Source organism: Pedobacter sp. R20-19, assembly GCF_000708265.2.
Lineage (GTDB): Bacteria > Bacteroidota > Bacteroidia > Sphingobacteriales > Sphingobacteriaceae > Pedobacter.
The window spans coordinates 254839-274741 of record NZ_JCKI01000009.1; the positions used below are offsets into that span (position 1 = coordinate 254839).

Annotated in this window: 13 protein-coding genes; 3 read left to right on the forward strand and 10 right to left on the reverse strand. The window is 39.7% G+C overall.

Annotation, left to right across the window (positions count from 1 at the left end; all coding sequences use genetic code 11):
• The first annotated feature begins 828 nt into the window (after positions 1-828).
• Both AN34_RS20260 and AN34_RS20265 read left to right on the forward strand, forming a co-directional pair.
• On the forward strand, positions 829-2094 hold the full coding sequence (locus tag AN34_RS20260) for an NAD(P)/FAD-dependent oxidoreductase (protein ID WP_029288695.1): 1266 nt from the start codon (positions 829-831) through the stop codon (positions 2092-2094).
• Between the two features lie 180 nt (positions 2095-2274).
• On the forward strand, positions 2275-5373 hold the full coding sequence (locus AN34_RS20265; protein WP_029288696.1) for a glycoside hydrolase family 2 TIM barrel-domain containing protein: 3099 nt from the start codon (positions 2275-2277) through the stop codon (positions 5371-5373).
• A gap of 555 nt (positions 5374-5928) precedes the next feature.
• On the opposite strand, the gene AN34_RS20270 is transcribed toward AN34_RS20265, so the two are convergent.
• From AN34_RS20270 to AN34_RS20290, 5 genes are all read right to left on the reverse strand, one after another.
• Positions 5929-7308 carry a DUF3526 domain-containing protein gene (locus AN34_RS20270; RefSeq protein WP_029288697.1) on the reverse strand — a complete coding sequence of 460 codons (1380 nt, stop codon included), beginning with the start codon at positions 7306-7308 and terminating at the stop codon, positions 5929-5931.
• A 4-nt stretch (positions 7309-7312) separates the two neighbouring features.
• Positions 7313-8758, reverse strand: coding sequence for a DUF3526 domain-containing protein (locus AN34_RS20275; protein WP_029288699.1), 1446 nt, complete (start codon positions 8756-8758; stop codon positions 7313-7315).
• Positions 8758-11265 (reverse strand): TonB-dependent receptor, encoded by a 2508-nt coding sequence (locus AN34_RS20280; RefSeq protein ID WP_082468477.1) that lies wholly within the window; start codon positions 11263-11265, stop codon positions 8758-8760. The genes AN34_RS20275 and AN34_RS20280 overlap by 1 nt, the downstream gene beginning before the upstream one ends.
• Before the next feature lie 13 nt (positions 11266-11278).
• A complete protein-coding gene (locus AN34_RS20285; protein ID WP_029288704.1) occupies positions 11279-11974 on the reverse strand; it encodes an ABC transporter ATP-binding protein in 696 nt (231 codons plus the stop codon).
• Between the two features lie 89 nt (positions 11975-12063).
• Positions 12064-12375, reverse strand: a complete 312-nt coding sequence (locus AN34_RS20290; protein WP_157263364.1) for a hypothetical protein — start codon at positions 12373-12375, stop codon at positions 12064-12066.
• 234 nt (positions 12376-12609) lie between these two features.
• Here AN34_RS20290 and bla point away from each other — a divergent pair, with 234 nt between their 5' ends.
• On the forward strand, positions 12610-13488 hold the full coding sequence (bla, locus tag AN34_RS20295) for a subclass B3 metallo-beta-lactamase (RefSeq protein ID WP_082468478.1): 879 nt from the start codon (positions 12610-12612) through the stop codon (positions 13486-13488).
• A gap of 115 nt (positions 13489-13603) precedes the next feature.
• Here bla and AN34_RS20300 read toward each other — a convergent pair whose 3' ends face one another.
• The 5 genes from AN34_RS20300 to AN34_RS20320 all read right to left on the reverse strand — a co-directional run bounded on the left by AN34_RS20300 (position 13604) and on the right by AN34_RS20320 (position 19825).
• Positions 13604-14833: a PQQ-dependent sugar dehydrogenase gene (locus AN34_RS20300; RefSeq protein ID WP_029288710.1), complete on the reverse strand. Its 1230-nt coding sequence runs from the start codon at positions 14831-14833 to the stop codon at positions 13604-13606.
• A gap of 408 nt (positions 14834-15241) precedes the next feature.
• Positions 15242-16399, reverse strand: coding sequence for an esterase (locus AN34_RS20305; RefSeq protein ID WP_029288712.1), 1158 nt, complete (start codon positions 16397-16399; stop codon positions 15242-15244).
• A 268-nt stretch (positions 16400-16667) separates the two neighbouring features.
• The gene (locus tag AN34_RS20310) at positions 16668-17273 is read right to left on the reverse strand and encodes a gluconate 2-dehydrogenase subunit 3 family protein (RefSeq protein ID WP_029288714.1); all 606 of its coding nucleotides are present in this window, start codon (positions 17271-17273) and stop codon (positions 16668-16670) included.
• Between the two features lie 10 nt (positions 17274-17283).
• Entirely contained in the window at positions 17284-18966 is a 1683-nt protein-coding gene (locus tag AN34_RS20315) for a GMC oxidoreductase (protein ID WP_029288716.1), read from the reverse strand.
• A 379-nt stretch (positions 18967-19345) separates the two neighbouring features.
• Complete coding sequence (locus AN34_RS20320; protein WP_029288719.1) at positions 19346-19825, reverse strand: hypothetical protein; 480 nt, start codon at positions 19823-19825, stop codon at positions 19346-19348.
• Positions 19826-19903: the final 78 nt, after the last annotated feature.

The window sequence follows — 19903 nt, forward strand, 5'->3', positions numbered from 1 at the left end:
CATATGAGCGTAGTATTTTTAAACCATATAGACATTTAAGAAAAATATAAGCTAAAAGGTTTAAAGCCTGATGCATTGCCGAGCTGATATGGATCTTATGTTCCTAATGTGTTAACAGTTTTAGGCAATGTGTTTTTTCTACCATATAAAACATAGAAGAAAAATATAAGTTGAAAATGTATAAAGCCTGATGCATTGCCGAGCTGATATGGCTCTCATATTCCTTATGTGTTAACAATTTTAGGCAATGTGTTTTTTCTACCATATAAGACATTTAAGAAAAATATAAGTTTAAAAGGTATAAAAAAAGCCTGATGCATTGCCGAGCTTATAGGGGTCTTTTTTTCTTTATTTGTTAAACCATATGAGCGTAGTATTTTTAAACCATATAGACATTTAAGAAAAATATAAGCTAAAAGGTTTAAAGCCTGATGCATTGCCGAGCTGATATGGATCTTATGTTCCTAATGTGTTAAAAATATAAGGCATAATATTTTTAAACCATATAGACATGTAAGAAAAATATAAGCTAAAAGGTTTAAAGCCTGATGCATTGCCGAGCTGATATGGCTCTAATGTTCCTTATGTGTTAAAAATATAAGGCATAATATTTTTCTGCCACATAAAAACAAAACCTGTTTAATGGATTATAATGGATTCTTATTTGTTAAAAAGCTTCATTATTTATAGCTTCTTCTTCGGATAAAATGAATAAATCCTAACTTTATCGCTTTAAATTTGTTCTGTTGGTAACAGGAAAAAAGAACGTCAGTGATCAAATAAATATACAATATTAGCACTTGACGTGAATTAGCATTAAAATATAATATGAAGAAAGTTGTTATCATTGGAGGTGGTTTTGCAGGTCTTAATCTTGCTAAAAAGCTATCCAAAAGTACATCGCATCAGGTTACTCTCGTAGATCAGCATAATTATCATTTCTTTCCACCACTGTTGTACCAGGTTGGAACGGCTTTTATTGAAGCATCAAACATTATTTACCCTTTCAGGAAAATGTTTCACCATCAAAACACCCGGTTTTTTATGGGCGTGTTAAAAGAGGTACTTACAGATCAACAACAGGTAGTAACGGATAATGGTACACTGGATTATGATATTCTAGTACTTGCAATGGGAACGGAAACCAATTTTTTTGGCAATGATCAGATTAAGGAAAATTCCCTACCAATGAAAAGTATTGATGATGCCTTACGGATGCGTAATCACATCCTGCTTCAGCTGGAAAAGGCAGTGCGTGCTGATCAGGATGCGGATAAGAAAAGGTTATCTAGTGTAGTCATTGCGGGCGGCGGACCAACTGGTGTAGAACTTGCGGGTATGATGGCTGAAATGGGAAGTCACATTATCAAAAAGGATTATCCGGAAGCAAAATCCGGCTTAGGTAAAATCTATCTGGTTGATGGCTTACAAACACTTTTGGCACCCATGAGTGATAAAAGCCAGGCTGAAGCCGTTAAAGTGCTTAAAAATCTTGGTGTGGAGATTATGTTGGGAAGACTAGTACAAAATTACGACGGTAAATCTGTTTCTCTTTCAGATGGCACCGAGATTGAAGCTTCTACCTTAATCTGGGCTTCAGGCGTAATTGCCCGTGAGGTTCCTGGTCTACCCAAAGAGGCGATTGGTAAGGGACGAAGGATTCTGGTTGATGCATTTAATCAGGTAGAAGGCTTAAAGGGCGTTTATGCTATTGGCGATCAGTGTCTTCAGCTCAGTGATGCAAGTTTTACCAACGGACATCCTCAATTGGCGCAGGTAGCCATTCAGCAAGGTGATTTGCTGGGCGAAAATTTATCTGCTGTAGATAGCGGAAAACCGATGAAAGCCTTTAAGTATAATGATAAAGGCTCTATGGCTATTATTGCTAAATTTAAGGCTGTGGTAGATTTACCAAAAGGATTTTTCAGGGGATTTTTCGCCTGGCTGGTTTGGTTGTTTATCCATATTATTCCTATTGCAGGCTTCCGCAATAAGGCCAAGCTGGCCTTCAACTGGCTCTGGAGTTTCATTACTAATGATCCAACTTTGAGGTTAATCATCCGGCCAGATGATGAGGAAGAGAAAAAATATTAGTCTATTAATGGCCTGACTCATAAAATTTCTATGAATCAGGCCATTATTCATAAATGCATATTTTGATCAGTATTGACTAGATTTTGATCATTTCAACAGGATAGTATAAAGTGGGAAAGCGCTGCCGTATATTGCAACGACATTAAAAGTGCTCTACTACCATAAAACTATTCCAGGCAAATGAATAAATATTTGATTTTATTAATGCTTTTTTTTAGCATTCATCTTTGTGCGCAGGAAACACCTGAATGGGAAAATCCGAAGATTTACGCCATTAACAAAGAAAATACCAGGGCCACATCTATTCCATATCCCAGTCGGGATTTGGCTTTAAAGAACGATTATAGTTCTTCCCCTTATTATCAATCCTTAAGTGGTCGCTGGAAATTCAAATGGGTGCCAAAGGTGGCACAAATTCCACAGGGTTTTTATAAAACAGATTATGATGTTAAATCATGGGCTACCATTCCTGTTCCGGGTACGTGGGAATTTAATGGTTTCGGCACTCCGATTTACGTAAGTGAAGGTTTTGGCTTTAAGCCCAATCCACCATTTATTGATCGGGAAGATTCGCCTGTGGGTGCCTATCGGCAGGAGTTTACTTTAAAAGACAACTGGAAAGGCCGAAGGGTATTGATTCATTTTGAGGGTGGCACCAATGCCATGTATGTTTGGGTAAATGGTAAAAAAGTAGGATACACCGAAAACTCAAAAAGCCCGGCAGAATTTGATATCACGGATTACGTAAAACCTGGTGTAAATCTGCTGGCTTGTGAGGTGCACAAATTTAGCGATGGTTATTATCTTGAAGATCAGGACATGTGGCGTATGGGCGGCATCAACAGGAATGTTTATCTCTACAGTACTGCACAAACCCGGATTCTGGATTTTTTTGCACACCCCACTTTAGATGCAAATTATCAAAACGGAATATTTGATGTTGATCTTACCCTAAAAAATTATAGTAAAAATCTGACTGTGCAAAATATAGAAGTACAGCTTATGGATCAGGCTAACCATCTTGTTTTTCAAAAACAAAGTAAAGTAGAAATTCCGGCAGAGGGTATGCTTAACCTTAACCTGGCGGGAACAGTTGCTTCGCCTTTAAAATGGACGGCTGAAACACCAAACCTTTACAATATGCTCTTGATTTTGAAAAATAGTAAAGGAGAAGTTATCGAGACTACTTCACATCAAATCGGTTTCAGGAAAACTGAAATTAAAGATGGACAAGTGTTTATTAACGGTAAGAAAATTTATTTTAAAGGGGTAAACCTGCACGAATTTAATACGGTAACTGGTCAGGTGGTTTCAGAAGAAGTGATGCTCCGGAATATTCAGTTGATGAAGGAGTTAAATATTAATGCTGTTCGTACTTCGCATTATCCACAGCCACCTTTATGGTATAAATTATGTGATCAATACGGCCTTTACCTGGTAGATGAAGCCAATCTGGAGTCGCACGGTTTAGGTTATGGTCCGGAAAATGTTTCGAACTTGCCTGAGTGGCGTGATGCACATCTCGACCGGATGGTGCGTTTGGTGGAGCGCGATAAAAACCATGCTTCCGTGATTTTCTGGTCCTTAGGAAATGAAGCCAGTAATGGAAAGGCCTTTTTTGATCTTTACGACTGGGCGAAAAAACGTGATCCAAGTCGGCCTGTACAATATGAACAGGCGCATCAGAAAGATCGAAACACTGATATTATCTGTCCGATGTATCCATCATGGGACAGCATGGTGCGTGATGCTAAAAAAGATTTAGGCAGGCCATTTATTATGTGCGAATATGCGCATGCCATGGGAAATAGTATGGGCAATTTTCAGAATTACTGGGATTTGATGCGTACGAGTAAAAACATGCAGGGTGGTTTTATCTGGGAGTGGTATAACCACGGTTTTAAAACTGCCGATGAGCAGGGACGACCTTATTGGGCTTATGGTGGCGATTTAAATGGTTATCAAAAAATGAATAGTGATAACTTTTGTATGGATGGTATTATTTCGCCTGATCAACAATATTTGCCTCATACCCATATTGTTAAAAAGGTTTATCAGAATATTTTGTTTAAACCTAAAGACATCAGCAAAGGTATTATTACTGTAATCAATGATTTTAAATTCACAGATTTAACCAGTAAGAATTATCACTACAAGTGGGTGCTGTTAAGAAATGGTGTAGCAGTTAAACAGGGAAACTTCAATGTTCAAATCCCGGCAGATTCAAAAAGAGACGTTCAACTTCGTTTACCTGATATGAAGAAGCAGGCTGGAGTAGAATATTTTCTCCAGGTCTTTGCCTATACCAGCAAAGCTGATCGTTTTATACCCGAAGATTTTGAGGTGGCTAAAGAGGAGTTTTCCTTTCCTTCAAATCAATATTTCGTATTGACTAAACCAAAATCCGGACAGATTACTACTGAAGATCAGGCAGATAAAATTGTGGTCAAAGCCAATGAGGTAGCTTATGAGTTTTCGATTAAAAATGGACAGTCTTTAATCAACATGACTATGAATGGACAGAAAGTTTTTAATGAATTGCCACGACTTAATTTCTGGCGGGCGCCAAATGATAATGAATTTGGTGAAGGTGCTCAACGGACTTTGCGCTTATGGGATGCCGCCGGATATAATGTGATTTATCAATATAAAGGCATTAAAAAAAGTGATGAGGGCGTTTTAATTTCTTATGAGGCCAAACTTCGGGGCATTGAAGCATTGGTGAACCTTAATTATACCGTAAACAGCGATGGAAGTATGAAGGTAGAGGCGGGTTATCGGGCTATGGCAGATGACCTTCCGGAAATGGTGCGGTTTGGCATGTTAATGACCATGTCTGGTGATCATGATCAGTTTACCTGGTATGGGCGTGGTCCTTATGAAAATTATATTGATCGGAATGGAGATACTTTTATGAATATCTGGAAGGGTAAGGTGAAAGACCAGCTCTTTCCTTATTATCGCCCTCAGGAATCAGGAAATAAAACTGATGCACGATGGTTGAAATTGCAAAATAGTGATGGTAAGGGTGTTGAAATTCTCGGTTTACAGCCACTATCCATTAGCGCAACCAATAACCTGCCAGAAGACCTTGATCCTGGAATGACTAAGAAACAGCAACATTCATCAGATATTATCCCTAATCCGGATGCCATTATTGCCGTTGATTTGTTTCAAAGGGGCGTAGGTGGCTTAAATTCATGGGGTGCTAAACCACTGAATGAATACCGTTTTATGAATAAATCATACGATTATGGTTTTGTAATCCGTCCATTGTAAAGCATTTGATTTTATATGATTAACTTACGAAGTTTCAAAGTTGCGAGGGAGTCAGAACTTCGTAAGTTTAACCATTAAGGCATTAGGAGGGTGGTGAAAAGGTATATTTTCTTAAAATTAACACTTTAATTTTTTATGTGATAAAGTGCTGTAAGGTTGGTTTCAGTGCTTTTAGGTTGGGGATACCTCGCTGCGCTCGGAATGACAGGAAGTATAAGTTGACTGAAGAAGTGCGATAAAGGGGGGGGTAGGTAAGGTTGGTTTCGGTTTTTGTAGGTTGGGGATTCTTCGCTGCGCTCTGAATGACAGGAAGTTATTGAAGGTTTGTGAATTAAGTGGAGAATGGTTTAAAAGGAAGTTAGGCGGGGTTAAGGTTGGTTTCAGTGCTTTTAGGTTGGCGATTCTTCGCTGCGCTCGGAATGACAGGTGGTGATATCAAAGTGCAAAAACGAGCCGAAGCATTTCGCTACGACTCGCTTTTAGACTTCCTTCTAACGGTCGTGTGCCTCACCGACCGAAATGATTTCATATAGATACTTCTTGCGTTATACAATGTTACTTACTATCTGTATTTCTCACTAAAGCATTGCCTTTTAGATTTTTGAATGCGATTGTCGTGAAAACCAAGGTCCAGATCAATAGCGATAAAAGCCTACTCCAATCATGGACTTTTGTAGGAATAAACTTTTTTAATCCAACGCTTTTAATATCGGTTGAGGCGATGTCTTTTTCCTGAAAGATGCTCGGATAGAAGTGTAGGCGAATTTTTTCATGATGATTTCTTATCGCCTGCTGAAACTCCAGGTGTGCATTCAAATCAGATCCGGCCAGTTCGTTTACTGCCAGCTGAGCTTGAATGGTTGGGAAAAAGAGTGCGGCTATGTTGGTGAAATCCTGTCGGGCAGCCAATTTATCAGCCACTGCTAATCTGCTTTTTATCGCCTGATCATCACCCATTTGTTGCATACCATAATACCAGAACCAGCTAAAACTTTTATCAGCAGGAAAAGGATATCTTTTTAGCTGCGGATAGTGTTCAAAAAAGGGTTTCATGGTCACCTCTTTAGGCATATCCCACTTTTCATGATATCCCTCACGCTGGTTAATTACATTCTGCAAAGCTTCTGGTACGCCATATTTTTGTGTAAGCAAAAGGTTTAAAGATGCAGGGATTACAATGCAAATGGCTACCCAGATGGCTACGAGTGCAGATGCATTGTAGCTTGATGAGCGTCCTAAAGACACGATAAAAATAGATACTGCAAACCAGAAAGCCAGGTAAAGGATGATTAGTCCCGCAACAGCTGCCAGGGTAGCATCTATGGGTAAGTGCAAAAATATAACCGCGGCAATAAGGAGCAAAAAGGCTACCGCATAAACAGCTGCGATTCTGATCAGAAATTTTTTCCAGATTACGTTTACCAATGCGTTGGTTTGCGATTTGAGTAAAGACCATATCCCACTTTCCTGCTGTTCAGAGATGAGATTATACGTGAAAGCAATAATTACGAGCGGGAATAAAAACAAGTAAACAAAGCTCAGATCCATATTGCCTAAAAGCATGCTTACCGGATTGGTGATATCGGTATCATAAAGTTGTCCTTCTATGCCCAGCATCGTTACCGATATCAGGTAAGGATTCACATCTCGCTGTCCGTTAGCGAAGGCTGCCCATCTATCGGGGAAATTGGCCGTAGAGAATTTGTTGTGGAAGAAAATCAAACCGATGTCTTTGTTAAAGTGCTTGATATTGTCGAGCGTGTTTTTCTTTTGCAATACGGCTGCCTTTTCAATTACGGCTTGTTGATTGGCAATAAAAGTTTTTCCAAAATATAATCCGGCAGAACCTGTAAGCAGCAATATTAAAATGCCAATCCAAGCCGAACGGTTTCTGAAGAAAAGTTTAAATTCTAAATTAGAGGTGCTTTTTTTCATAACATTATATGGTTTTAATCCATTTAGATGAATATTGGAGAAGGAGCAGGATTACGATGAACCAAGTGAACAAAGCCATTAGTGATAGCAATTCGTGCTTTAAAACATTGCTCAAATGATCAAATTTATAATTGAAATCTGGCTGTTCTGCCCAATTGGATTTACTGATCGATAAAGGCTTTTCATGTTCGCCAGGGGAGTGGTTACTGATTTTATCGATTTGAAGTTTGTTCATTTTCTGCGCCAACCCATATCTATAAGCCTCTGCCTGGTTTTGAAAATCGACATAGGTTTTAAAATCAGAAGCGGTGAGGGCCATTGAGATTTGTTTTAGCGATAAGTAAGGGTTTAGCAAACCTGCCAATACGGTGAAACTGTTTTGCTTATCAAAAGTATTGTTCAGCTGGCGCTGATGATCACTATAAATGTGGGAAGTGATTCTTTCACCTTCTGCCATAATATAGCCGCCATAATTAAAGGGCAGTTTCTTCACATCATCAACCTGATATCTCCGTAATAATGAATCTTTTATGGCTGCAAAATGCGGATCATTCGGATCGTGGCTATCACCTTGTTTCTGAATATCTTCTGAAATGGCATTCGCAAATTCGATTTTGGAAGGGGTGGGGTGAATCTTCGTACCTATCGCCTGAATGATTCTCGGCATTAAAATCACGAAAAATATCCAGCAGGATAACAGGGTAATCAATGCTGTTTTTGAGCTTCGCTGAAAAGCCGAAACCAATATGGTTATGGCAGAAACAATGAAGAAATAAATGGAATAGCTTAAAATTAAAATCAATAGGCGCAGTGTTGCGTCTATACTGATTTGCCAGTTGCTTAAAGAGGCCCAAAGTAAAATGGTCAACAGAATGAGTGGAATAAAAATGGTTAAGGCCACACCAATAATGCCCAGGGTTTTACCCCAAAGCAGTTTTTTCCAGCTAACGTTCTGACAGAGCAAAATTTTCAGGGTTCCCGATTCCCGCTCTGCTGATATACTATTGTAACCCAGAAAAAAGATCAGCAGTGGGACCAATAATTGCAATACCATCGCAATGCTAATCTCGCCAAAGCGCAGCATTCCGTTAGAAAAACCCGCTTCACTGAAATTTACGGTATTTTGTTTATGGGCTTCCAAAAAGATAGAAACACCTGCAAAGCTTTCTATCCCAAAATCGAAGAAACTCAGTTCATGTTTTTCCCGAAAGGCTAGATAGCCGTAGTGCGCCATCCGGTGGGGGTGTTTATCTGGTTTAGACAACCACTGTGCCCTTACCATATTTTTATAGTAAAGCCGTTGATTGTTCTGTGTTTTAAAATTCTGCCAGCCTACATAGGTAGCCAGGCAAAGTGAAAGTCCCAGCAAAATGGTGAGCACTAACGTAGCCTTATTCCCAAAGGTTGATTGGTAGGTTTGTTTGGCAATGGTGAAGGTAATATTTGGCATTATATTCTGTAGGTTACATTAAACATGACATTTCTTGGCGTACCTGGGAAAAGGCGTAGGTAATTCTGGGCACCAACCCAATAGGTTTTATTGAAGATGTTATTGATATTCATGGCCAATTGAACTCTGGATGCTGCGGGGGTATAATAAATTGCGGCATCAGCGACGGTAAAGCCCGGAAGGGTGAAATCTCTGATGTATAAGGGGAGCTTATTGCCGCTGTATTGTAACCCGGCACCAAAGCCAATGCCTTTCAAAGTTCTGCTTTCCATGTTGTAACGGGTCCATAAGCTGGCGCTGTGTTTAGGGGTATTCTGTACACGTTGGCCAATGATTAATGGATCAATGTCTTCGGTTACAACAGCATCTACATAACTATAGCCCACGTTAAATTGCCAGTTTGGCCTGATGAAACCAGATGATTCTATCTCAATTCCCCTGCTTCGCTGTGCGCCCCGTTCAATCAGGCGGTTTACATCAAATGGATCATTGGCATTCATCAGCAAGTTTTTCTGGTTGATTTCGAAAAGGGAAATGTTAACCATCAGATTACCTTCAAGCCATTCAGATTTAGCACCCAGTTCTTTCAGGTTACTTTCCAGCGGTTTAAAGTTAGAACCGGTCGGTGGTGGAACAATTACCAGGCTGGAGGTATTTCCTTGTGGCTGGTAACCCTGGAGGTAAGTTCCGTAAATATTGATATGCGCATTTACAGCATAGGTAAGACCTAGCCTTGGCAAGAGTTTGTGCCGACTGATTTTACTTTCGTTTGAAAGCCTGTAATTGCTGTAATCTTCATACCATTCCTGTCTCAGGCCTAGTGTTAAAGTAAGCTGCTGGTATTTAATCTGATCTTGAAGATAGACACCATTTACGAGGTAATAAGAAGGTGGGATTTCTACTTTCGAGAAAACATAATCATTCAGGTTTTTGAGCGTGTAAGATGGATTGGCGAGGTTGAAATGTTCTACATTTGGAACTGGAGCATTCACGCCATTCACTACACGAAACTGGTAAAGATCTTTCTTCGTCACATCATACCTGGTGGCAATTGTTCCATCCTTTAAGCGATAGCCCTGAGCGGTATTGATACCGCCACCTCTTAATTTCTGGTTCATGATGCGGTCATAACCCACTACCATTTTATGCTCCAAACCAAAAGTATGGGTATTGATGGACAGATAAGTACTGATGTTATCGGTGGCAAATTTTTGCTGACGCTGTACGGCAATCATTCCCGCCAGGCTGCGAATGGGCTGGTTATTTTCATCCACCGCAAATGCATTGTTGGTACGGTGTTCCACCAGATCTTCATTCCAGTTCTGTTTCATATAGGCCATATTAAAGGAAATACCTTTAGAAATCTTATGAGAAAAATTGGCCATCAGCATCAGGTCCTGCGTATTAAATTTATCGTTACTGGCGCCAAGGTTAAAACGGATTGGTGTACTGTTCAGATCGGTCTGACCAGCTATGGCACCGAAAATAGGTTGTCCGCGATCCAGTCTGGAATTGCTGTTATTCATCACCACCTCTACATTTAAACTGGTTTTGTCGTTCGGGATGTAGGAAAAGGAGGGAGCAATGATGTAACCCTTCCTAAACTGTAAGTCTCTAAAGCTCTTACTATCTTCATAACCTAAATTGAGCCGGTAAAGCAAGGTTTTCTCTGTGTTTAAAGGACCCGTAAAATCCAGTGCACCACGAACGGTACTGAAACTCCCGCCAGAGATGCTGATTTCTTTCCGGTCTTCACTTAGCGGTTTTTTAGTAACGAGATTAATGCTCCCACCTGGATCAACACTGGAGAATGTAGCACTTGCCGGGCCTTTAATGACTTCAATTCTTTCCAGATTATTGGTGAGTGGCTGGTTGAAATAATTTTGACGGGTACGCATCCCATTGATGATTGTTCCTTCTTCGTTCTGGTTAATTCCGCGGATAGAAAACTGGTTGTAAAAACTGCTTTGCGATACACTGGTTACATTTTTAACCGCATCTGCAAGCACGGCTGCCTGTCTATCGGCTATCAGTTCTTTGGATATGGATGAAATGGCCTGCGGAATATCCTTATTTAAAGTAGCAGTTTTGGTTGCCGAAAAAGAATAGTTGCCGTAATACTTTTTACCATTCGTACCTATAATCTCTACTGTTTGCAACTCTTCATTGGCTGGTGATAAAGGGATCGGATCTAATTTAAAATCACCCAAACCATTGATAAGGTAGTTTTTAGAAAAGGTACTGTAACCAATTGCGCTGATGGTAAGGGTATAGTTTGCAGCTTTAGACAGGATTATGGAAAAATTACCCAATGAATCGCTGCTGAGATTTAACTGGTCTTTGCCACTTTTGAATTTAATGGTGGCTTTGCTGATTCCATTTCCCTGTTGGTCGTTAATGCTTCCGCTTACCTGGACCTGTGCTGTGGCAGCAAGGCTGATGATACTGAGGAACAAAAAAAGGGATGTTAACCGCCATATCTGACGGATTTTATTCGTGTGATCCATTAAAATATGATGATTAAATGGTTTGTAAGTATAATTCCTGAAGGTCTGAAGCTGATATTTCACTGGCCTTTAAGGTGTGAATGAGTTCGCCTTGTTTCATAATGCCGATGTGTGTGCCGAGGCTTACGGCGTTAAAAATATCATGCGTAGCCATCAGGATGGATTTTCCTTCGGATGCAAGTTTCTTAACCAGTTCGGTAAATTCTGCGGTAGCTTTTGGATCAAGCCCGCTGGTGGGTTCATCCATTAAAATGATTTTTGCATTTTTTGCTACGGCAATGGCAATACCCACTTTCTGGCGCATGCCTTTGCTAAATCCTGCAAGGTGTTTATGATGCGCGGTAGACTGCAAACCACAATTGCTTAAAAACTGAACCAGTTCTTGTTCACTGTAATCAAAACCAGCCAGCTTAGAAAAGTAATTCAGGTTCTCGATAGCTGAAAGATTTCCATAAAGCATCACCACTTCAGGAATATAGGCAAGGTGTTTCCTTCGTTGATCATCACCTGTAGAAATTTCTTTGTTATCGATTAAAATTTTTCCGTTACTGGGCTCAATAAACCCTAAAAAAAGGTTGATGGTTGTGGTTTTGCCAGCACCGTTTTGGCCAAGCAGGCAGTATACTTCTCCTGGGTTAACTGTGAGGTTTAATTGATTAAGGGCTTGATATGATCCGTAATTTTTGGATAATGAAATGGCTTGAAGCATAAATAAATATAAATTAAAGGATAAGCCGCTGAGGACTTGCCATGAATAGAATTGATGTGATCAGAAAGAAAAATCCTGTGTAGGAAGAATTAAGCTATAAAGCTGGGTGGCCCTTTGTTGGCTGCAGCAAGAATATAAGCTACAGGATGTTTCTGAAAATACCTGAAATGATGGTTGAAAGGGATTTCCAGTTTTACTAAACTGGTATTGGGTAGTGGTAAAGTGTAATGATGGGATTGGTGTTTAACAATCTCGCAGAGTTTACAATTTACCTTATTGGTTTTAAACTGAGTGGATGCCTGTACCTTTTCGTATTTGGATTTGCAGGAATCGGGAACATCCTGTTCATGATGGTGAAGCGCCTGAATGAGCAAGGCACTTGTAAATAATACCAATAACAAAAACGCCCCGATTTGGGTGAATCTTTTTTTACGATATAAGTTTACTGCCTTGTCCAATTGCAACAAAGATACATTTATGCTAAAACTTTCCGCATATTTTTTTGAAATTATTGAGGTATTGCCGTTCTGTTAAACTGAGCCGACATATAATTGGCACTCAAAACCGAAAGGTTGAATACCATGATACGGGCCATTTTAAAAAAAATAGCTATTATTACGGAACATTAAAGCTAAATGATTCCCGTGCTTAAACATTATTTCAATTTTATAGCTGTCACCTTGTGTTTGCTGTTCACTTCTACGCTTGCATCTGCTCAATTGGTAGCAGAACCTAAAGATATACCAGCCGAATGGTCTCAACCTTATCAGCCTTTTCGTATCGCAGGTAACTTATATTATGTGGGTACTGCTGATCTGGCTTGCTACCTGATTGCCACACCAAAGGGAAATATCCTCATCAATACCGGTCTTGCAGCTTCACTTCCCATCATTAAAGCGAATGTGGAAACATTGGGTTTTAAATTTAATGAAATTAAGATTTTACTGACCACACAGGCTCATTACGACCATATGGGAGCCATGGCCGAGATTAAAAAAGTTACAGGTGCTCAATTTATGGTGGATGAAAAAGATGCTGCTGTCGCGGAAGATGGTGGTCGATCTGATTATGCGCTTGGTGGACATGGAACCATGTTTAAGCCAATCATGGCCGACCGTTTATTGCGCAATGGTGACATGGTGAGTTTAGGTGGCATGAAGCTAGAAATGCTTCATCATCCTGGCCATACCAAGGGTTCTTGTAGTTTTCTGTTTGATGTAAAAGATGGACAAAAAAAATATAGGGTTTTGATTGCCAATATGCCTACAATCGTTACTGATAAAAAGTTTTCTGAATTAACAGTCTATCCGGATATTGCTAAAGACTATGCTTATACCATTGGGGAAATGAAAAAGCTAAACTTTGATATCTGGCTGGCCTCTCATGCAAGTCAGTTTGAACTTGATCATAAGCATAAACCTGGCGATGCTTATCATCCTGAATCTTTTATCGATAGAAAAGGCTATGATGAATTGTTGAATGATTTAGATAATGAATTTTTGAAGAAAAAATAATGTGGATCTATTGAGCATATTGATATGGAAAAGGCGAAGGGATTTATGACCCTTTCGCCTTTTTTGTAGTTCATTTTTAATAAATTGAATTCGATTAAGTAATCTTAGGTTTATATTATGATTTGTCAATTCGGTATAGCCTTCCGCCATCGGTAACCGCATATAAGGCATTATCTGTACCTTGGGTAATGTCTCTGAAACGTTGACCTTCGCTAGCAAGGAGTCTTTCCTCACCAGTTACCTTATTGTTTATGATAACTAAGCGAGCAATGTGAGTGGCAGAAAGGGAGCAGATGAAAAGGTTATTTTGCCATTCAGATACGCGATTACCGCTGTAAAATACCATGCCACTCGGCGAGATCACCGGATCCCAGTAATAAGCAGGCTGTTCCAGTCCATTTTGCTGTTGAATGGCGGATCCAATGGCCGCACCGCTGTATTCAATGCCATAAGTAATCGTAGGCCAGCCATAATTTCTTCCACCCTGAAGCCTGTTGAGTTCATCGCCGCCACGTGGGCCATGTTCACTTTGCCAGATATCTCCGGTTACGGGATGAAGTGCCAATCCCTGTGGGTTTCGGTGCCCGATGCTATACAATTCAGGAAGTGCACTGGAAGCACTAAAGGTTGGATTAGCTGTTGCGGGTTGTCCGTTGGTATTAATGCGGATAACTTTTCCTAAGCCAGCAGTAACTGACTGTGCCAATGGTCTTGTTGCTAAGTCTGATCGCTCTCCGGTGCTCACAATAAGATTTCCCGTACGGTCGAATAAGATTCTTCCACCATAGTGGAGCGTACCGTTATAAGCCGGGCCTGCACGGTAAATTACCGTTGCGTTTTCAATGGTTAATTCGTTTTGCGCTAATTTACCTTTAGCTACTGAAGTTTGGTTTCCACCGGCAACGTTTTCTGAAAATACCCAGTAAACCATTCTATTGGTGCTAAACTGTGGATCAATACAAAGTCCTAGCAATCCGCCTTGTCCGTTCGCATTCACAGCAGGAAGCCCTGTAATCGGTGCGCTTAACGTTCCATTGGTTGTTGCGATACGCATGGTGCCTGCCTTTTGTGTGATCAATAGTCTTCCATCAGGTAGTGTGGTGATGCCCCATGGTGCTGTAAGTGCGGTAGATATGGCAGTGCCTTTAAAAGCGGTGTTGGTACGCACTGCTGTAATTCTGGTTTGTCCGGCAAAGGCAGGGGTGTAGCTGGTATTAGGTGGGTTGGTTTCTACACCGGGGCCACTTACTGATTCTGGTTCGGGATCAATAATGCCTCCTTTTGAACAGGCAGTTGCCATCAGCACATAGCCGGCAATGGCAATCAGGTAGATTTTTGTTTTCATGGTAGTAATTTTTAGTTTTCCTGTTGATAATCTGATTGTTATAACAACCCTCACAATGGTGTAATGGTTTTTCAGGAATACCTAAATATTTGCAGATGTAGCCACAATGCTCTGACGATGAATTAACATTTTTATATTTTAATCATCAATATATTGTGCAGCATTCAGGCAGTTGTACTGGTTAATTAAAATTGAAGCAATAAGAGGAGAAATTGCAGTAGCAATAAGGCTTTTATTTGGCTCATGCCAGCCATTAATACTTCATCTGTGATTTGACTATGCTGCCAAGTAAGAGGGGGAGGGGATGGAAACCTTCCCCAGTCTGAATTAGACGAGGGAAGGTTGTTTGGTAAGGATATAAGTGAAACTGATGGGGATTAATTAATCCACAATTTCTAATCCTGGATTTTATTTAAATAACTGTGGTACAAAAAGCACCAGATAATCGCGCCAGTTAGACCAGGTATGCCCGCCTTCACTTTCTACATAGGTATATTTTGAACCAATTCCGTCTAGCTTCTTTCTGTAATCGGCTACTGCCTGATAAAGAAAATCAGTTTTACCGATGCCAATCCAATACAATTTTAAGTTATTATTAAACTGGCTTTTTAAGGTGGCATCAATATCTGTATATACAGGTGATTCTGTTTTGCCAAATGGCATAATGGCCGGAGAAAACAGGCCGACATAATCGAAGGTTTTTGGATAGAACCTGGATGTATGTAAAGAATGAAAGCCACCCATAGATAAACCTGCTATGGCCCGTTGCGATGGTTTTGCGTTCACGCGGTAATTGTTTTCTACAAATTTGATGATATCGGGAAAGGTTTCTTCCATTTTGCCATCCATGGTATGTGGCAATTGCATGGTGGGTTTATAGTAGCCTTTAGCATCTTCACCAGGTGCTGCCTGCTGCGCTACGTTTCCGTTTGGCATCACTACAATCATTGGCTTGGCTTTACCAGCGGCAATCAGGTTATCTAAAATCTGTGGCGTACGGCCTAGGGCTGTCCAGGCTTCTTCATCACCACCCATGCCGTGTAATAAATACAATACCGGGTATTTGTTTTTGCCACTTTCGTATCCTGGCGGGGTGTAAATGGTAATCCGTCTGTCCATTCCATTACCAGGAGAATTATACCATCTTTTGGTAACAGTACCATGGGGTACATTAGCCACTAAATAATTGTCGGCCTTGCCGCTACCTATAATTAAAACATTTACTACTGATGCCACATCTCTGATCTGATAAACATTATTGGCATCTCTGATTTTTAAACCATCTACTACAAAAGAATAGCTGTACAGTTCTGGCTTTAATGGCGATGTGGTGTAAGTCCAAATGCCATCTGCCTGTTTTTTCATTTCGGCTATTCCTGGTGCTGCTAATAAATCGCCTTGCAGTTCTACCTTTTTCGCCTGCGGCGCATCCAGCCTAAACGTTACACTTCGATCAGTATTGATTTCGGGAGATGTAATTTCTTTTTGTTTGTTGAAATTTAAATTTTCCTGGGCATAGGAGCCGAGCGTGGTGAAAAGCAGGAAGTTCAATAATAGTTTTTTCATTATATGGGATGTTTTAGTGAGGTCTTATCTTTTTGTTATAGGGTCAATATATGAATTGAAATTGTAAGTTAGGTTAAGAATGAGTGGTTACGTTTTTTTTGATTTCTCTGGCCCTTGGGATTGACGGCGTTCTTCGGTAAAGCCTATGTTTTATTAAAGTTATTTAGCAAAATGTATAAAAAACCATTTTTAAAAGAGGTTTCCACCCGATAGTCCTTGAAAAATAAGAGGGTGTTGCAAATAACGAAATAGCATTAAAATTGTTTTTTTAATACCATGAACGATCACCTTTGTGATAAGGTACACAGCCATCAAAACGGGTAGGGACAGAAACAAACCGAAGTGCTTCAGTTGCGCCAATTTCTGAATTAAAATATGCCCAAAGAATCAGTTGTTTTAAACCTATAAAATAATGGTTTGGTAGTGGCATGTATTGATCATTACTTTTTTTACCATCTTTATCTTTTATTTGTTTCTCCTTTTGATAATCGTAGGCCTGCTGATCCAATGCTGTTAAGAACTGGTGTCTTTCCAGTTGGCTGGCATTTAAGAAAGGTTTTTTGATGTCTTTCTGGATATCAACATTAATTTTTTTTAAGCTTTCTACAATAGTTGCCTGTTGTTCTTTTGTGTAACAATCAGAGATAATGGTATTCATTAATGCCCCCACATTTGCAGCCTTTGCACCTTGCGATTTAGCCGTTCCAGGCAAAATGGTTTCGCCAAGCTCATTGATCAAACTGATTTGATTTGGAGATAATATGCCAATGACTTTTTTATCAGGATAGGTGAAACTACTCAGTAAAGCATCTGCACCAATCAGCGTTCCGCCGGTTAATATGGCTATTGATTTTAATAAATCTCTTCTATCCATGTTTTTGTACTTAAAGGTTTCCTTTTTTCAATTCACTTACTGCAAAGTCTGCAGCTCTGGCGGTAAGTGCCATGTAAGTTAATGAGGGATTTTGGCAGGCAGATGATGTCATACAGGCGCCATCTGTTACAAACACGTTTTTGCAGTCCCATACCTGATTTTGACTATTTAATACGGATGTTTTTTCTGAATGTCCCATTCTTGCCGTTCCCATTTCATGTATGCCATGACCCATGGCATGACCGCTATCCCAACTTTTAATATTTTTAACACCTACGGCTTCAAACATGGCTTCAAGCTCTATTAAAATATCTTTACGCATTTTAATCTCGTTTTCCTGAAGTGCTGCATCCATATTTAAAACCGGCAAGCCCCATTTATCCTTCATGTTTGGGTCTAATGATATTTTATTTCGATGATCTGGTAAAATTTCTCCAAAACCGGTCGCACCGATAGTCCAACCACCGGGTTCAGTGATTGCTTCTTTAAAGGCTCCGCCTATTCCTAATTCGGGAATGTTGTTACTCCAGCCAGACCTGCTTGCGCTGCCCTGAAAGCCAAAGCCTCTCAGATAATCGCGTTTATCCTGACCAAGATTTACAAATCGGGGAATATAAAAACCATTGGCACGGTTTCCGTAATAATATTTGTCTTCAAATCCATCAACAGTTCCAGAACTGCCCAGGTTATAGTGATGGTCCATCACATTGTGACCAAGTTCATTACTGCTACTGCCCAGGCCTCCTGGCCAAATGTCTTTTGCAGAATTAAGTAATACCCATGCACTGTTTAATGCTGAAGCGCAGAGGAAAACAATTTTGGAGTTGAATTCATAGGTTTGATTGGTTTCGGCATCAAGTACTTCTACGCCTTTTGCTTTTTTAGTGTCTTTATCGTAGCGGATTTGGGTTACAATAGAAAATGGCCTGACGGTTAAATTGCCAGTTTTCAAAGCAGCAGGCAGGGTAGAAGATTGCGTGCTAAAATAGCCGCCAAAAATACATCCTTCCCAGCAGCGATTTCTGAACTGACATTTAGTTCTCTCCGGAATGGCGGCCGTAAGATTTGCCACACGGCCAATAATCAGGTGCCGTTCATTTTTATAGTGTGCTTTTATTCGGGTGGCTACATCCTTTTCCACACAGTTTAAATCCATAGGCGGGAGGAACATGCCATCAGGCAAATGTGGAAGACCTTCTTTAGATCCACTGATACCTGCAAATTTCTCTACATAATCATACCACGGCGCTAGATCTTTATAACGGATGGGCCAATCTATAGCGATGCCATCTTTTGCATTTGCTTCAAAATCAAGGTCGCTGAGGCGATAACTCTGGCGGCCCCAAAGAATAGAACGTCCGCCCATTTGATAACTGCGCCACCAGGTAAATGGCTTAGTTTCTACGTAAGGGCTGTCTTTTTCGTTTGCCCAATAATCCATTATAGGCTCATGAGCTGCCCAGCCACGATGAATAACCGGATAGTTTTTTTGTTGCTCTAAAGTTGTTTTGCCACGATGAGGAAATGAAAAAGGATCACCTTGTGCAGATTTATAGTCTTTAATGTGTTCGAAATTTCTTCCGCGTTCTAAAAGCAACACTTTCAGTCCCTTTTCTGTAAGCTCTTTCGCTGCCCAACCACCACTAATTCCAGAGCCAACTACTATCGCATCATAAACTGTTTTGTTATTCATTTTAATATCTGGTTATCTATCAAATATAATATTCTCAGATAAAAATTTATGTATAATGAAAAACTTTCCTGCTTAAGGGCAGAAATTAGTACCTCAATCTATCCTTTAATGGAAATTGAGCTGTTAAACCTCATAGATGATTAATGAATGATATGGAGAAGTAAATCATTCAAGGTTATTAACTTGAATTGGATTAAAATGTGGCTTAAATACTATTTGAGCAGGTCATTTAGTTTAAACCCCTATCCGTCTATCTGCACCTTTCCCCTGAAAGGGAAAGGACGAAAAAAGATAATGCCTCTGGTGTATCGGAGGGTCGCTGAAGACCGTGGTGTTTAAATCAATTCATAATTATTGAATTCAGGTTATTAAATGAAAACTAAATAGCTAAGATTTTTGAGCTCATTTTATTTTTAAATTGATCGATACGCCTTTTATTTTCCTGTTGCAATAAGGATGGGTATAAATTCATTAGGATGTTTACGATGGTCATGATTAAAGCAAACATGAACTTACCTTTAAAGATCATCACAAAGGCAAATATCATCACAAAAATAAATGCTATAAGGTGTCCAATTTCAGCAGTTGTCATTTCATTTCGGAGATGATCCAATTCGCCTGGCCTAATTCTTTTCTTTATAGAAAGTTTAGGATTGAAATATTTAAAAAATGAATGTTGAATTATCCATTTAAATGGTTTCAGCCCAATTTTATTGCTGATGTTTTCATTTTTTATGATCATTAAATTTGATAGGTATTGGCGATAGAAAGCAGTTTTGAGTAAAACTAAATTGATCATAATGCCCACTATCCAAGACATGAAAGTGATGGAAAGACTAAAACTTAGGTATTTAATCATTATTGTTTGAATAAGCGTTAAATGCTAAGATACAAAGCTTTTTCAAAAAAAATAATCTCCAATTTCTAATGATACTAT

Excerpts from the sequence above, each read along its gene's own strand:
- AN34_RS20260 (WP_029288695.1), top strand. The coding sequence starts at position 829 with ATGAAGAAAGTTGTTATCATTGGAGGTGGTTTTGCAGGTCTTAATCTT.
- AN34_RS20265 (WP_029288696.1), top strand. The coding sequence starts at position 2,275 with ATGAATAAATATTTGATTTTATTAATGCTTTTTTTTAGCATTCATCTT.
- AN34_RS20270 (WP_029288697.1), bottom strand. The coding sequence starts at position 7,308 with ATGAAAAAAAGCACCTCTAATTTAGAATTTAAACTTTTCTTCAGAAAC.
- AN34_RS20275 (WP_029288699.1), bottom strand. The coding sequence starts at position 8,758 with ATGCCAAATATTACCTTCACCATTGCCAAACAAACCTACCAATCAACC.
- AN34_RS20280 (WP_082468477.1), bottom strand. The coding sequence starts at position 11,265 with ATGGATCACACGAATAAAATCCGTCAGATATGGCGGTTAACATCCCTT.
- AN34_RS20285 (WP_029288704.1), bottom strand. The coding sequence starts at position 11,974 with ATGCTTCAAGCCATTTCATTATCCAAAAATTACGGATCATATCAAGCC.
- bla (WP_082468478.1), top strand. The coding sequence starts at position 12,610 with ATGATTCCCGTGCTTAAACATTATTTCAATTTTATAGCTGTCACCTTG.
- AN34_RS20300 (WP_029288710.1), bottom strand. The coding sequence starts at position 14,833 with ATGAAAACAAAAATCTACCTGATTGCCATTGCCGGCTATGTGCTGATG.
- AN34_RS20305 (WP_029288712.1), bottom strand. The coding sequence starts at position 16,399 with ATGAAAAAACTATTATTGAACTTCCTGCTTTTCACCACGCTCGGCTCC.
- AN34_RS20310 (WP_029288714.1), bottom strand. The coding sequence starts at position 17,273 with ATGGATAGAAGAGATTTATTAAAATCAATAGCCATATTAACCGGCGGA.
- AN34_RS20315 (WP_029288716.1), bottom strand. The coding sequence starts at position 18,966 with ATGAATAACAAAACAGTTTATGATGCGATAGTAGTTGGCTCTGGAATT.
- AN34_RS20320 (WP_029288719.1), bottom strand. The coding sequence starts at position 19,825 with ATGATTAAATACCTAAGTTTTAGTCTTTCCATCACTTTCATGTCTTGG.